Source organism: Exiguobacterium sp. s194, from assembly GCF_018618275.1.
GTDB lineage: Bacteria > Bacillota > Bacilli > Exiguobacteriales > Exiguobacteriaceae > Exiguobacterium > Exiguobacterium chiriqhucha.
The window spans coordinates 209,965-223,091 of the sequence record NZ_JACSLT010000005.1; the positions used below are offsets into that span (position 1 = coordinate 209,965).

At 49.7% G+C, this 13,127-nt stretch carries 14 protein-coding genes; 6 read left to right on the top strand and 8 right to left on the bottom strand.

Annotated elements, in window-relative coordinates; all coding sequences use genetic code 11:
- Positions 1-54 precede the first annotated feature (54 nt).
- From KNP85_RS08115 to KNP85_RS08130, 4 genes are all read right to left on the bottom strand, one after another.
- Positions 55-546, bottom strand: coding sequence for a DUF3916 domain-containing protein (locus KNP85_RS08115; protein ID WP_214756614.1), 492 nt, complete (start codon positions 544-546; stop codon positions 55-57).
- Positions 543-1,031, bottom strand: coding sequence for a DinB family protein (locus tag KNP85_RS08120; protein WP_214756615.1), 489 nt, complete (start codon positions 1,029-1,031; stop codon positions 543-545). The genes KNP85_RS08115 and KNP85_RS08120 overlap by 4 nt, the downstream gene beginning before the upstream one ends.
- Before the next feature lie 109 nt (positions 1,032-1,140).
- Positions 1,141-1,734, bottom strand: a complete 594-nt coding sequence (locus KNP85_RS08125; RefSeq protein ID WP_214756616.1) for an Imm64 family immunity protein — start codon at positions 1,732-1,734, stop codon at positions 1,141-1,143.
- Positions 1,735-1,798: 64 nt separating this feature from the next.
- Positions 1,799-3,061, bottom strand: coding sequence for an NCS2 family permease (locus tag KNP85_RS08130; RefSeq protein ID WP_214802586.1), 1,263 nt, complete (start codon positions 3,059-3,061; stop codon positions 1,799-1,801).
- A gap of 774 nt (positions 3,062-3,835) precedes the next feature.
- Between KNP85_RS08130 and KNP85_RS08135 the strand changes: the two genes are divergently transcribed.
- The 3 genes from KNP85_RS08135 to KNP85_RS08145 are packed head-to-tail and all read left to right on the top strand — an operon-like array spanning position 3,836 to position 6,229.
- Positions 3,836-4,396 (top strand): VanZ family protein, encoded by a 561-nt coding sequence (locus KNP85_RS08135; RefSeq protein ID WP_214802589.1) that lies wholly within the window; start codon positions 3,836-3,838, stop codon positions 4,394-4,396.
- Positions 4,397-4,416: 20 nt separating this feature from the next.
- A complete protein-coding gene (locus KNP85_RS08140) occupies positions 4,417-5,097 on the top strand; it encodes a response regulator transcription factor (RefSeq protein ID WP_214802591.1) in 681 nt (226 codons plus the stop codon).
- Positions 5,087-6,229 carry a sensor histidine kinase gene (locus KNP85_RS08145; RefSeq protein ID WP_251136265.1) on the top strand — a complete coding sequence of 381 codons (1,143 nt, stop codon included), beginning with the start codon at positions 5,087-5,089 and terminating at the stop codon, positions 6,227-6,229. The genes KNP85_RS08140 and KNP85_RS08145 overlap by 11 nt, the downstream gene beginning before the upstream one ends.
- A 134-nt stretch (positions 6,230-6,363) precedes the next feature.
- Here the strand turns inward: KNP85_RS08145 and KNP85_RS08150 are convergent, their stop codons facing one another.
- The 3 genes from KNP85_RS08150 to KNP85_RS08160 all read right to left on the bottom strand — a co-directional run bounded on the left by KNP85_RS08150 (position 6,364) and on the right by KNP85_RS08160 (position 9,120).
- Entirely contained in the window at positions 6,364-7,869 is a 1,506-nt protein-coding gene (locus KNP85_RS08150; protein ID WP_214802608.1) for a PH domain-containing protein, read from the bottom strand.
- The gene (locus KNP85_RS08155; protein WP_214797479.1) at positions 7,866-8,375 is read right to left on the bottom strand and encodes a PH domain-containing protein; all 510 of its coding nucleotides are present in this window, start codon (positions 8,373-8,375) and stop codon (positions 7,866-7,868) included. Before KNP85_RS08155 ends, KNP85_RS08150 begins: the two co-directional genes overlap by 4 nt.
- 73 nt (positions 8,376-8,448) lie before the next feature.
- Positions 8,449-9,120, bottom strand: a complete 672-nt coding sequence (locus tag KNP85_RS08160) for a WGR domain-containing protein (RefSeq protein WP_131472719.1) — start codon at positions 9,118-9,120, stop codon at positions 8,449-8,451.
- A gap of 188 nt (positions 9,121-9,308) precedes the next feature.
- On the opposite strand from KNP85_RS08160, the gene KNP85_RS08165 reads away from it, so the two are divergent.
- Genes KNP85_RS08165 through KNP85_RS08175 form a run of 3 tightly spaced genes read left to right on the top strand, consistent with a single transcriptional unit; the run spans position 9,309 to position 11,988 of the window.
- Positions 9,309-10,010 carry a hypothetical protein gene (locus KNP85_RS08165; protein WP_131472721.1) on the top strand — a complete coding sequence of 234 codons (702 nt, stop codon included), beginning with the start codon at positions 9,309-9,311 and terminating at the stop codon, positions 10,008-10,010.
- Positions 10,010-10,936, top strand: a complete 927-nt coding sequence (locus KNP85_RS08170; RefSeq protein ID WP_214802611.1) for an AAA family ATPase — start codon at positions 10,010-10,012, stop codon at positions 10,934-10,936. The genes KNP85_RS08165 and KNP85_RS08170 overlap by 1 nt, the downstream gene beginning before the upstream one ends.
- A gap of 5 nt (positions 10,937-10,941) precedes the next feature.
- A complete protein-coding gene (locus KNP85_RS08175; protein WP_214802614.1) occupies positions 10,942-11,988 on the top strand; it encodes a DUF58 domain-containing protein in 1,047 nt (348 codons plus the stop codon).
- A 43-nt stretch (positions 11,989-12,031) separates the two neighbouring features.
- Here the strand turns inward: KNP85_RS08175 and KNP85_RS08180 are convergent, their stop codons facing one another.
- Positions 12,032-13,123, bottom strand: coding sequence for an FUSC family protein (locus KNP85_RS08180; RefSeq protein WP_214802617.1), 1,092 nt, complete (start codon positions 13,121-13,123; stop codon positions 12,032-12,034).
- Positions 13,124-13,127: the final 4 nt, after the last annotated feature.

Sequence of the window (13,127 nt, forward strand, 5' to 3'; positions counted from 1 at the left end):
TTACCTTGAGTGTCGTACTCATTTTTAATAATTAATCACAAAAAAATTCCCCGTTCATTGAACGAGCAACCAGACTCCTCCACTATGCATATAATCTTCATCTTGAATCAGTTCGTGGAACCGATGCACCTCGACGTCCGCTGACAGGTCGAGTCTTTGTAGGAATACGCAATCGTTAGGCAACCGCGTCCACGTCTGCTCTGACGTATCCCGATCCATAAACGCCTTCAGTCGTGCATCGCTTTCAAACACGAGCAGTTCGGACTGCCAAAGCGTCGGCAAATCGAGTAAGACGACGACCTGGTACCGCTCCTCTTCTCGGTTATGCACGAGACGTGAGGCCCCTTCCATCATCACCTCGATAATCGCACGTTGAATCCGGCTGTTCTCCTGTACAGACGATAAGAACGATTGATCAATCGGGATTTTGTTATGCCAATACCCGTCATGAAACGTCGTCGGGAACGATTGGGTCTGTTCGTTGACATGCAGGCGCACCCGTTTCAGTCTTCGTCTGACACCGCGTACTTTTGCCCGTCTCTTCAAGAGGTTTGCCCCAAGATGGCGTCGACTTGCTGCTGGTGGTGCCGGTCATGTTCGATGAACTCGGTGACGATATAGGCGAGCGTATACGGGACACCGTGATGCGGGCAATGGGTTACCCCGTTCGCCATCGTGTGCGAAGTCAGCGTCTCTTGACTTAATGACTGAAGCGTTTCTATAAGCGAGCTCCGACTCGTTTTGGCTAACTGGAACACGTTTTCTCCCGAAAGACGTTTCGCTTTTTGGGTCGCTCGCGCGTTAAATGAGTCGAATTCAGGGAAAATCATGGCTTCCCCGGTCTTGACGGCCGGGACGATGACGTTCAACAGATGATTGTCCCAATGGGCGATGTGAAGGACGATTGCTTTGATTGACCATTTGTCGGTTGCAATCGATTTTTCCCACATCGATTCATCCAATCCCGACAATGTGTTTAACCAGTCTATATAGGATGCAAACTCGTCGATGACATCTGAGGTTTTCGTCATAAAAGTATCCTCCTTCGGTTATAAGCTAAGAAAATTGTATCATGTTCCGGCCGCTTAGCACTGAGCTTCGTCAATCAAGGAATGCTTGATTGAGGTGATTGAGCCTCACTTATGCATATAACGGGATAGACCTCTTCATATTGGTTTGAGGAGTCATCCCGTCGATTGAAATTGAACCGTAAGTTACCATCACGCCTTGTGGTGACGGGACCATAAAAAGAGGGAACGTATCCAACCAGTCCGCTGATGTCGGAAACGCATCAGGTGCCCAGTCGAGCTCAAGTTCGTGCCCGGCAAGCGCGTACGAGAATGGCATATGACGATACACGTCAACGAGCAGTCGTTCGATTTTCTGTGTGAACACGGGTCTCGATGCAGGGTGTGAGACGACATTATCCCACTTTATATCGATGAGAATCCCGACATAGGTGTACATCTCTTGAAGGGACACGGTCATCGTCATGTCCACGTCTCCAAAATAGTTGCTTCGTAAATGGATAGATCCGTAATGTCCGATCTGAGCAAAGTCGGTACCTGTCGTTGTCGTCCAACTAGTGCCCGCCTCATCCTGACTGTATGTCACGTTTATGATTTCGCCACCGCTACTCAACAATTCCGCACATACATTTTGAGCAAGTTCAGGTAACGGATAATGGCTCGGATAAGCCATCCCGATGGAAATGAATCCGCCTGCTTGATCCATTCAAACACCTCCTTTGTTTCATCATACAAAAAAAGCGGCACCGTATACACGGCACCGCCCTATCTTATAGCCAGACTGGTAAAGAAAAGAAAACCAAGAACAATACGGTCAAGACACCGACGACCGGACTGAGCGATCGATAGCCCTTCTTGAACAAGACAATCATCGTGTAGGCGATGAATCCGAGCCCGATGCCATCGACGATGGAATACGTGAACGGAATCATGATGATGACGAGAATCGCCGGGAAGGCATGCTCCCAATTGTCGAGCGGGAGATGCTTCACGTTCTGGAACATCATCATGCCGATGATGACCAACACCGGCGCAATCGCCGTCACCGGAATGATCGCGAACAGCGGCAGCAACAAGAGCGAGACGACGTACAGGCCTGACGTCACGAACGAGGCGATGCCGCCCCGTGCGCCGACCGAGATGCCGGCCGCGACCTCGACCGTCGAGACGGTCGGGCTCGAGCCGAACATGGCACCGGCCATCGTCGACAACCCTTGGGCGACGAGCCCTTTCGGTGCGTCCGCATCCTTGCTGATGGCGCGCGTCTGATTCTGGATTAGGCTGATGTTCTCGATCAGCAAGACGAGCGTCAATACGCCGACGGCGACAAGGAAGATCGGTGACGCCGACTCGGCGAACGAGACGTTGCCGAACACGGTGCCGAACGACTCGAAGAACGGCATGAGCGCGAACTCACCGGTCCAGTCGAGCGTTCCCATGACGGCGCTCAAGCCGACCCCGAACGCGATCGTCCATAGGAAACTGCTCGGCCCCATCTTCAAGAAGAGAAGGATGGCGACGAAGAGCGACAGGAACGCGACCTGCACCGGCCGTTCCCCGAGGTCTCCGATATGAAGCAGTGCCCCACCACCGCCCGAGACGATCCCCGCCGCCTCGAGTCCGATCAAGATGAGGAACAGGCCGAGTCCGACCGTCAATCCGTCATGAATAATCGGTGGGAATGCGTTCGCGAGTTTCCTCGCCACCTTCGTCACCGTCAACAGGACGACGAGCGCCCCTGAGACGAACGAGACAGCGAGCGCGCCTTGCCAGCTCAGCCCCATCTGCAGGACGAGCGTGTACGTGAACAACGCGTTGATGCCCATCCCTGGTAACAGGAGCAGCGGCAAGTTGAACAGTCCTGCGATGAACGTTCCGATGATGCTTGTCAAAATTGCTCCGACGAGCGCTCCCTCGAACGGGAGTCCGGCTTGTGTCAAGATTGCCGCGTGAACGGCCGGGATGTATGCTGTCGCCAGAAAGTTCAGCACGCCCCCGTATGTTTCTGTTTTCCATTCTGTTTGTTTTGCCATAGGAATCAATCCTTTATTGGCACCCTCACCCACCCATGTGGTTATACACACGAGGTAAATTATATCCTGTCTGACCTCTGACATGCAAGACAATCTTGGTTCAAATCCATCTTTGGACCCAGTCATGAGACCCATTCAGACGAAAGGTTCATTTTATAAAACAAGAACAAACGTTCCTGTTTTTAGCATCTTTTTTGACAAGAATCTGCTATAATGAAGAGGCAGGTTAACGCAGCAATAGTGGGGTCAGCCGCCAAGTCCACAATGGAGGAAGGCGGTGGTGCGGATGGAACAACTATGGACCTGGGTCGGCGATTATGTGATCGTCCCGATCCTCGCTCCGATTATCGTTCACTTGGTATTACACCAAACATCCGATCGTGCAACGTCTGAACGCACAAAAAAATGACCCCCTCGGCGCAATGAGATGGGTCACTTTCTGATTCACTAACCATTGTGGCGGCTGGGACCACTCTTAAAGTGGTAGCCTGTAAGCCAGAGGCCGGTGTGTCCAGCACCGGTCTCTTTCTACTTGCATCATACCATACTTGTTCCCATTTTTCAGCAACAGAAACGCGAAAACGGTGAAGTTGACGTGACGAATGATCGCAAGACGCCCGGCATCGATCCGAGACCAAGCTTCTTGATTGATTGTTCAACAGTTCGAGGCAAAGCGCTTTGCCTTTTTTAGATTTCATTTATGACTCCTTTAAGAATTCTTTAAATCTGCCATCTACACTGAAGACAGTTCAAATTCTTAGGAGGTTTATTCCCATGTATAATCAGAATTATTCAGTTATGTTCACAATCGAATCAGGGGTCGTTCTCATCCCACTCGCCATCCTCGGTCTCATCACGTTACTCATCTGGTCATTTCGCAAGCAACATGTAAAAGCTGCTCAAACTATTTTGCTTCTATCATTCGGGATATACTTATTAGGTGTCCTTCACTTTGTGTTCTTCCCGATTGACGTCAATTTAGGAAAATATGCGAACCAAGTCCCATGGTGGAGAACAATCAATTTCATTCCGATTTTGACCATCGACTTGTATTCATTTGTACTGAATATCGTGATGTTCCTCCCGTTCGGCTGTTATCTTCCATTTTTGAAACCGTCGATCACGAAAAAAGAAGTACTTAAATTAGGATTTCAGTTTAGTCTGATCCTTGAACTGATTCAATTATTGGTGCGCACGACACTAGGCAGTGGACGAAGCACGGATGTGAATGATTTATTGGCAAATGCGTTCGGGGCGCTCTTAGGGTTCTTACTCGTTCGCTTCGTCGTCCAATACGCCCCGTTCCGACGTTTGTATCAGAATTTCCAACTTTAATTCGCGAGGGAGTTTCAAGCATGACAAAAATCTTGTTAGTGGATGATGATGTCCAAATCGCAGAACTGATTGATGTGTATGTAAAAAATGACGGGTATCACACGACGATGGCAACCGACGGGGAAATGGCGCTTGACTTGTTCAACCAAGAATCGTTTGACTTAATCATTTTAGATTGGATGATGCCTCGGATGGATGGGCTTGAATTTTGTAAGCGGGTGCGCCAGACGAGCCAAATTCCGATCTTAATGGTCAGTGCCAAAGTGGGTGATATGGATAAGATATTGGGATTGACGACGGGAGTCGATGACTACATCATCAAACCATTCAATCCGCTCGAGTTGATGGCACGTATTAAAGCATTGCTGCGCCGTTCAAACTATAACCGACCAAGCGAGTCCTCAAGTGTGCAAGCTGGTCCCTTTCTGATCGATCGAGCCAGTCACACTGTCACGATGCAAGATCAGACGATTCGATTGACGGCACGTGAATTTGAGATTTTGTATTTACTGGCGAAACATAAAGGCCGGGTGTACAGCTCTGAAGAGATATTTGAGACGGTCTGGCAAGAGCATGGCGTCGGGTCGAATCAGACGGTGATGGTTCATATCAGTAACATCCGCGAGAAATTACATGCTGTCGTGCCACATGAGGTCATCATTCATACGGTGTGGGGAGTGGGATATAAAATTGAGACATAATATATGGCGCGTCATAACGTTCATCCCGATATGGAAACGTCTGCTGTATGTAGTGATTGCTTTCGGGGTCGCCACATTGAGCGGTGTGTTGTTACTGCCTGCCGTCTGGTACTTTGAAGAGTCATCACGATTTGTGGAGAGTCTGATCATCGTGTTGTCGTATTTCCGGGAAGGTGTCATCGTCATGTTTTACAGTCTGGTGGTCATCGTTTGTCTCGTGTTGATTTATCAATATGAGCGCAAACGATATTTACAGTTTCACATTGAGCGGATGACGTCACTTGTCGAAGAACTCCATGCCGACCGCGATTCGGTTGAACGATCTGTTCCACCAGAGCTAGACCGGTTGATGGCAACCGTTCGCGCCATCTCGGACAGTGCGGCAAAAGCGGAGCAAGAAGTGCTTCAAGCGGATCGTTTGAAACATGAGCTCGTGACGAACGTCGCCCACGACTTGCGCTCCCCGCTCACGTCGATCACGGGTTATCTTGACTTGATTCACAGCGACCGCTATCGGGACGAGGTGGAATTGCGACATTACATCCACGTCATCCATGAGAACGCGACCCATCTGAAAGGCTTGATTAACGATATCTTTGACTATACGTTTCTACAAAACGATCGGATCGCCCTCCAGACAAGCGAGGTCCGTCTCGATGAATTGCTCAATCAGCTCATCATGCAGTCGACGTTACGTCTCTCGGAAGTTGGAATGGAAGCTCGATTCAGCTCCTCAGCCGAACGTCCCATCGTGGAAGGGGATGCGTTAAAGCTCGTCCGTGTGTTTGAGAATATACTTGAGAATGCGATTCGTTACGGGCGTGACGGAACGTATATCGATATGTTCATCGACGATACGGATGAAGCGGTTCTTATCAACATGACGAACTACGGCGAGGAGGCCATCCCCTCCCGTGACATCCCTTACGTGTTTGAGCGATTTTTTAGAGTGGAACAGTCACGCGCGCATTACACCGGCGGATCAGGTCTCGGTCTTGCCATCGCCAAGTCCATCATCGATTTACACGAGGGCGAGATTCACGTGACGAGCCAACCAAGAGAAACGACGTTCACAATCATTCTCCCAAAAGTCTCTCCAAATGCTGTTCATGAGAAAGCATGGCCCGTGTGACCTACACGCGCCATGCTTTTTTCGTGCTCACACAAAAGATGATCAACTTCAAGCTCATGTTCGTGCGATTGCATTAAGAGGATTATCGACGAGCCCAATCGCACTACGCGACTGGGCTCGTCGATAATCGGGCGTTAGCCCGGTGTTTTCATATCTTCCTCTACCGTATAGCGGGAGAACCAGTTCATCATGGCGTCCGCCTCTTGCTTCGGGATGTCCTCGATCATCTCATTCGATAGCAAGCCACCCCGTGTCGAGAACAGGACGTTACATACATCGAAACGGCGTTGGAGTGGCGTCTGTGTCACTTGGACCTGTTCGATCCGCGGCTTGTCCGTCAAGAATGAACTGACGTTGAAGGCCCCTGTCCGCAGCTCGATGAACTGACCGTTGCGAGCGTAGCGCGTCGTCATATAGCTCAATAGGCGACCGCCGATAATGATGGCCCACAGTAGGACGAGCCACCAGGCGTAATCGCGGAAGAAATACAAAACGACACCCGAGACGATGAGTCCGACCCAGCTGATGCGTAGCAGTTTGACCCAGAGCGAACGTTTTGGCAAGCGATGAAGCGTGTCAGACCAGACGAACTGGTCGAAGTGCTCGTTCAACACGGTCATCGCCCGCTCCCGTTTCACGAACGGGAGGATGGTTGACGATTCGTCTTTCAACTCGTCCATCGTCCCGGCCGCGACGAGTTCGACACCGACGATGTTGAACCAGCGCCGAATGAACGTCTCTTTGACCCGGACCGCTTGAATCTTCTCGTATGGGATCTCTTTAGCGGAACGGTTGAGCAGTCCTTTCTCAACGCGGATGCGGTCCCCGCGTCGTTCGAGCCGGAAGTTCCCGTATTTCAAGAAGTTGATGACCATGCCGATGACGACCGACAATATCAGGACCGTCAGGACGAGCAGGCCAATCGCGATAATCGACGCGTGGACGACCCAATCGCCGATTGTATCGAACGTCCCGTCGAGATTGATGAAGTCATCGATGGACGAGATGATTGTCGAAGCGACAGGGAAAATCGCGAAGACCGATAGTGATGTCAACGAGGCGATAATGATTTCTCGTGTCGATAGTGCATATAACAACCGACTTGCCGGCTTTTCGATTGATAGCGGTTCTGACGTTGCTTCAGCCTCTCCTTCTATCGGTGAGGCAGTTTCTGTTTTCCGATGACGGACGTGGTCGAGAATGTCCTCGAGCCGCTTCGCCTCGTTCGGGAAGACACCGGCCAGCTTGAACGAGGCATCGTCACTGTTCGCGTTCGTGTCGAACGTCAATTCGACGACGCCGAGCAAACGGTACAAAAATGGGCTGTTCGAGTGGACGCTCTGAATCTTATAGAGCGGAAGCGACTTCTCTTTCTTGATCCAATTACCGTCGATGATGTATACCGTCTTCTCATCGAGCGCATACCGGAAGTTGAGCCAGCCAAAGAACTTCTGCAGGACATCGAGCCCGAGAAAGAGCAGAATCCCGACCCGCAAGATGATGCCGAACGTCGACTCCCAGTCATTGTTCAAGACGAACAAGATAATGAGTGGGATGGCGAACGACTTGATGACCTCTAATACCCGTAACAGTAAAACGCGGCTCGGCAGCCGATGCCACGTGAGGGCGGCTTCCGTCATACGACATCCTCCTCCTCGATGCGGGCGTAGATCGCAATCTGTTCACGAAGCGTCTTCGCGAACGACTCCTCGATTGCATAAATGTCGTGAGACCCGGCCGCCGTTCCAATCGTGATCGTCTGCAAGCCGTACTTTCGTAGCAGCGGGCCTTGCTGGGCGTGGACGTATTGTACTTTCGTCATCGGGATCAACACGTCGTTTGTCGTGATGACGCCATGATGCAAGCGAATCTCGAGTGGTTTCACATCATACGTGAACCGCTCTTGCTTCCATTTTTGGAAGACGACAATATCAATCACACTATAGATGAGGTCGATGGCGAGTAAGGCGTACATCGTATATTGCAGCCATGTCGGCCAGTCAAAATAAAGCGCGGCGGCGACGAGGCCACCTGTGATGACGAGCCCAATGAGATAAAAGATCGCGCTCGACAGTCGGAAGACGGTGCGTGCCTCGATTGGCAATGTGCCGCTGAATGATGTCGGTGTTGTTTCTATGTCTGACATTGGTGTTTCCCCCTATTCGTTCGGACGTTTGTCCTTCTCTCTCTTTAGTATACGCCGTTTTTCTGAAAAAGTTTCATTTCGACACGGGGAAAGTGGTGAGCTGTTCGTTGATTAGCTGAAACCGATGCGTATCCTCAGGCTCGACTTCCTCGACGATTGTGGTTAACGCTTCATGGGCAGAACGTTTCAACGCATCTGTGATTCGTCCGGTCAGTTTGATTGAAGCGAACGCGCTCGCGAGGATGACGACGTCACACACGAAACGATCTCCGTTCAACATCCAGTCGTCCGGCGTCGAGATGTCTTCCTCGAGCCAGTCAGACAGGACGGCATACGCCCCTTCCAGAAAATCGAAGTCCTGCTCTTTTCGAAGCGCTTCTCCGAACATGTCGAGGACGTCGGCCCCTTCATCGCTCCCGAACGGCGCGAACTCGTCCGTACAGTCTAAATAAAAGTCTTCCTGGAAATGTTGCATAAACGCCGGGTGGGCCGTCAACGGATGCGGGCCGATCTCTGGGTCATCTAAGTAAAGATGGTTGTCCCAGTCGTACTCGACCTCAACGTACCCTTTCTTTAGTTTTTGACGGACGAGTTTGTCGGCTTCTTTCTTACACTCTTCTGCCGTATCAAAAGACTTTAGTTGGACTTTACCGACCGTACCGAGCTTTCCATACTGGACGACGAACTCGTCTGTGCCGACGCGGATGTTCCAAAATTTTGTAGTGTGCAGTAAATGGACCTTCATTTGCCACTCCCCAATAATATTTATTATGTTTTCATTATACGGTGAATTAGCCAATCTGGTGATTCGCTTTTAAATGTATTATTTTTCAATTGTTAACATTTTTTTATTATAAAGGAATATATAAGTATACATTGAATTCCTTTAAGAAGACTAAGTTATCATAGAGACTTATCGATGAAGGAGGGCTTATGCAGAAAAGAAAAATGTATTATTTCATCATATCGACCTTAATCATCGTCGCTTTATTTAAAATCGGGGGTACTTTCCTTTATACAATGATTGTAGATCGCCCGACCCAACAAGACATGTCGGGAAATCCAAGGTACATCGACGGTGAATTGGCAACCTTTAAAGATAAAACAGAGAATCTAGAGGATACTAATGATATACCGAAGTGGTATGATCTTTTGTCGAAAGAACGGTTTGAGAAAAAGACGTCTGGTGAAGACCAAGGGGATACTTCAGACGTCCTGAAATGGGCCGTTATAGCTTTCTTGCTCATTTTATTTCTCAAGAACTACAAGCGCGTACACGATTGGTGGGATAAACGGCGACGCAAAGCGACATCGTCCTCAGCTGACGAGAGACCATTATCATCTCGAGCCAACATGAACACGGTGACCAATACAACACCAACCTTTCTCTATGCCTCTGATACTGAGCTTGGGAAACTACTCGTGGAGTTGAATGACACCTTGAGCGACACTCAAAAACGAAAACCTCACGAGACCGTCTCAGAGTGGTTTGCACGCATTCGATTCGAACAATCTGTGAAACCTTATGCCGATGTGCGATATGGAGAACTGAACGTGATCGACGAGCGCTCACTTCATGATTTCAAAGTATCTGTCAGACAGTATATACAACACTACAAAGGAGAGAAATCTTGATGAACATTCGTACGATGATTGAGGAAATCAACCAAGTCTATTTGGGCAACCCGACAGTAGTAGAGTTGTGTGTGACGTCGCTGTTGGCAAACGGACATGTGCTCTTAGAAGATGTACCTGGCACCGGGAAAACGATGTTGGCCAAGACGTTAGCGACGAGTTTCCACGGCGACTTTTCAAGAATTCAGTTCACAGCCGACTTATTACCGTCAGATATTGTCGGTTCAGATTTTTTCAATCTAAAGACGCAAGAGTTTGAAAACAAGCAAGGCCCGATCTTCGCCAACATCGTGCTCATCGATGAAATCAACCGGGCCGTCCCACGTACCCAGTCCGCATTGCTCGAAGCGATGGAAGAACGACAGGTGACGGTCGGGGGCAAGACCTATCAACTTCCTACCCCATTCTTCGTCATCGCGACGCAAAACCCGATTGAATCATCTGGCACCTTCTCTTTGCCTGATGCGCAGCTTGACCGGTTCATGATGTGTCTACATACAGGGTATCCGACCGAAGAATTCGAACTTCAATTGTTGGAGGAATCCGTCACCGAGACTCGGAAGGCGGTACTGGCGAATGTCGATTTCGAGCAACTCCTACAATATCGAGCCGATGCCATGAAAATCCACATCTCGAAAGATGTGTTACGTTATATCGTCTCGATCGCGACCGCGTCACGTAGTCACCGGAATGTTCAGACGGGGATCAGTCCTCGTGCGACGATCGCGCTCTCGAAAGCCGCTCAAAGTTATGCCTATATCCAAAATCGTGACTATGTCACACCAGAGGACATCAAGTTCTTGGCCCCATACGTTTTCGCACATCGATTGACACTGACGCTCGAGGGCGAGATCAAGTCCTCGAAGGCCGTGGTCATGGAAGAACTCTTGGCGACCGTCCCGGTCCCGGTCGAGATGGGCATGTGACTCCGATGAACATCACGACCAATGTATTTTTCTTGCTTGAAAAACGAATCCAAATCGTCTTATTTTCAGTGATGGTCATCTTGTTGTTCGTGCCGTACCTCTCGATTTTTTCATTCGTTCTTGCTGTTTTTTTGGCAGCAAGTCTTTATATCGAGCGTTACACGAAACGACTGACTGCACAAATGGACGTCACGTGGAGACAGTTCGACTCGATTCTGTTCAAGGACGAAAGTTGTAAGTTCACCCTTGAACTGACGAACGTGCACCTCTTAAACGAAATGAGCACGAAAACGTATATACGTACGCCAAAGGATGGACCTTACGTTGTAAACTTAGAGGGGCATACGGAAACCATCATCGAATTGGACGAGCTGCCGTCTGATTTCGTCTTCGAACTTACAGGTAATCGAAGGGGGCCCATCGAAATAGCAGAAATCTCCATCACGATTAACTTGCCTCTATCGTTAGGTACGTTGACACTCTATTTGGCTCCCCCTTTACGTTGGACGGTCTATCCATCGATTTCAAGTACTCATGCGCAGCGTATCCGATCACACCTGAAGCTTGGTGAGCGCGTCTCTAAATATTCTCCAATTAAGGATCGGTTACTACAAATCTCCTCGAAGCCCTATGAGGATGAACCGTCTAGACAAATCGACTGGTATGCGACGGCGAAGAAATCCACTTTGCAAACGAAACTGTACCAGCCGGTCAATCAAGACATGTTCACGGTGTATCTCGACTTGTCGGCTTCGAATGGAATCGGCCTTCATCATCAGTTCGAAGAGTTGATAGAGGATACGGCATTGGTCAGTCGGGAATTGATTGAAAGCGGCGGGAAGGTCGAGCTGTTTGTGAACCGATTAGATCAAAAGGGACATGTCAATCACTTGAGCATCCAAGAAGGGGCGAAGCAGCTTAAAAACATCCTCGCTTTACTCTCTAGTCTATCGGAGCAAGATCACTATATGGGTTCAACCCGTTTCTCGCCTTACGTGACGAAAATAAAAAACAAGCAAGCTCAGCTCATAAAAATAGCATCACCTAACTGACTTTTTAAAAGCCCAGTTAGGTGATGCTATTTTTTTACCTTTTTTAGTCTTCAAAGAACCACTTCTTACGCGGTTCCACTTTCAGGTTGTCTCCGTGCTTCTTCATCTCGGTGATGAGGTAGCGTTCGAGCTCATTCATCGCCTTGACCCAATCTGTCATCGTCGCGACGAGCGGGACGACGGTCAGGATGAGGTCCTCCTCCTCCTCACGCATTCTCTCAATCATTAGCTTGGCGAAGTCGAAGTTCTCGTGAATCAAGTCCTCTTCCCGGTCGATGATGTGCTCGTTCTCTAATTCATAAGCCGAGAATAGACGCTCATGCCGTCTGAGCAAGTGCCGCATATGACGCATCAATTCGTCCTCGAGCTGAGGTGGTAGATGTTCGAGTGTCAGAAAATCGTCATGCAGCTTGTCGAGCACGTGGATAGCGGCACTGTTCGTATCAATCATCTTCGACTTCAAGACGGCCCGGCGATAAATCGGCGTCTTCTTCTCGAGCCAGCGGTTGGCTTTAATCTCTTCTTCAAAGAAGTCGTACGTCGTCTTTGAGGCTCGATGTTTCTTTTTCGTCTCATCGAGTGACTCAAATGACGAGCGTCCTCCCTCTGTTTCCGAGAACAGTCGCGCGATGCGGACGGCCATTTGGGAGACGGTCGCGATCTCGTCCTCAAGCTTCCGCTCATAGCGCGGCGGGAACAAGAGCGCATTGACGAGAAGCGCCACCGTGATCCCCATCATGATGAGCAAGTAACGCTCCCCGGCGAACATCCAGACGGGCATGTCCGATTGGCTGGCCCCTTCCATAATCAGAATCGTCGTCAAGATGACGGTCCGGGTCGTCGACTCGAGGTTCAAGAAGAGAAGGATCGAGATGGCGATGATGATGACGACTCCGATGGCGATCGGTGTCGGGTTCGGCGTCAACATTAATGAGAAGACGGCGAGCAAAGCCCCGATCAAGTTCCCTTTTAGTTCTTCTAATAGCCGGACACCCGTCTGATAAACGGACGGCAATAATGCGAGCGAGGCCGCGAGTGCCGGTACGACAATCTGTTGAAATTGAAATGCCTCGGCGATGAGCAATACCAAGGCGACGGATATCCCGGTCTTGATGGTTCTAGCTCCAAATCTCATGCGG

What these genes read in the sequence shown, in the direction of transcription:
- KNP85_RS08120 (WP_214756615.1), bottom strand. Translation starts at nt 1,031, where the DNA reads ATGACGAAAACCTCAGATGTCATCGACGAGTTTGCATCCTATATAGAC.
- KNP85_RS08125 (WP_214756616.1), bottom strand. Translation starts at nt 1,734, where the DNA reads ATGGATCAAGCAGGCGGATTCATTTCCATCGGGATGGCTTATCCGAGC.
- KNP85_RS08130 (WP_214802586.1), bottom strand. Translation starts at nt 3,061, where the DNA reads ATGGCAAAACAAACAGAATGGAAAACAGAAACATACGGGGGCGTGCTG.
- KNP85_RS08135 (WP_214802589.1), top strand. Translation starts at nt 3,836, where the DNA reads ATGTATAATCAGAATTATTCAGTTATGTTCACAATCGAATCAGGGGTC.
- KNP85_RS08140 (WP_214802591.1), top strand. Translation starts at nt 4,417, where the DNA reads ATGACAAAAATCTTGTTAGTGGATGATGATGTCCAAATCGCAGAACTG.
- KNP85_RS08150 (WP_214802608.1), bottom strand. Translation starts at nt 7,869, where the DNA reads ATGACGGAAGCCGCCCTCACGTGGCATCGGCTGCCGAGCCGCGTTTTA.
- KNP85_RS08155 (WP_214797479.1), bottom strand. Translation starts at nt 8,375, where the DNA reads ATGTCAGACATAGAAACAACACCGACATCATTCAGCGGCACATTGCCA.
- KNP85_RS08160 (WP_131472719.1), bottom strand. Translation starts at nt 9,120, where the DNA reads ATGAAGGTCCATTTACTGCACACTACAAAATTTTGGAACATCCGCGTC.
- KNP85_RS08165 (WP_131472721.1), top strand. Translation starts at nt 9,309, where the DNA reads ATGCAGAAAAGAAAAATGTATTATTTCATCATATCGACCTTAATCATC.
- KNP85_RS08170 (WP_214802611.1), top strand. Translation starts at nt 10,010, where the DNA reads ATGAACATTCGTACGATGATTGAGGAAATCAACCAAGTCTATTTGGGC.
- KNP85_RS08175 (WP_214802614.1), top strand. Translation starts at nt 10,942, where the DNA reads ATGAACATCACGACCAATGTATTTTTCTTGCTTGAAAAACGAATCCAA.
- KNP85_RS08180 (WP_214802617.1), bottom strand. Translation starts at nt 13,123, where the DNA reads ATGAGATTTGGAGCTAGAACCATCAAGACCGGGATATCCGTCGCCTTG.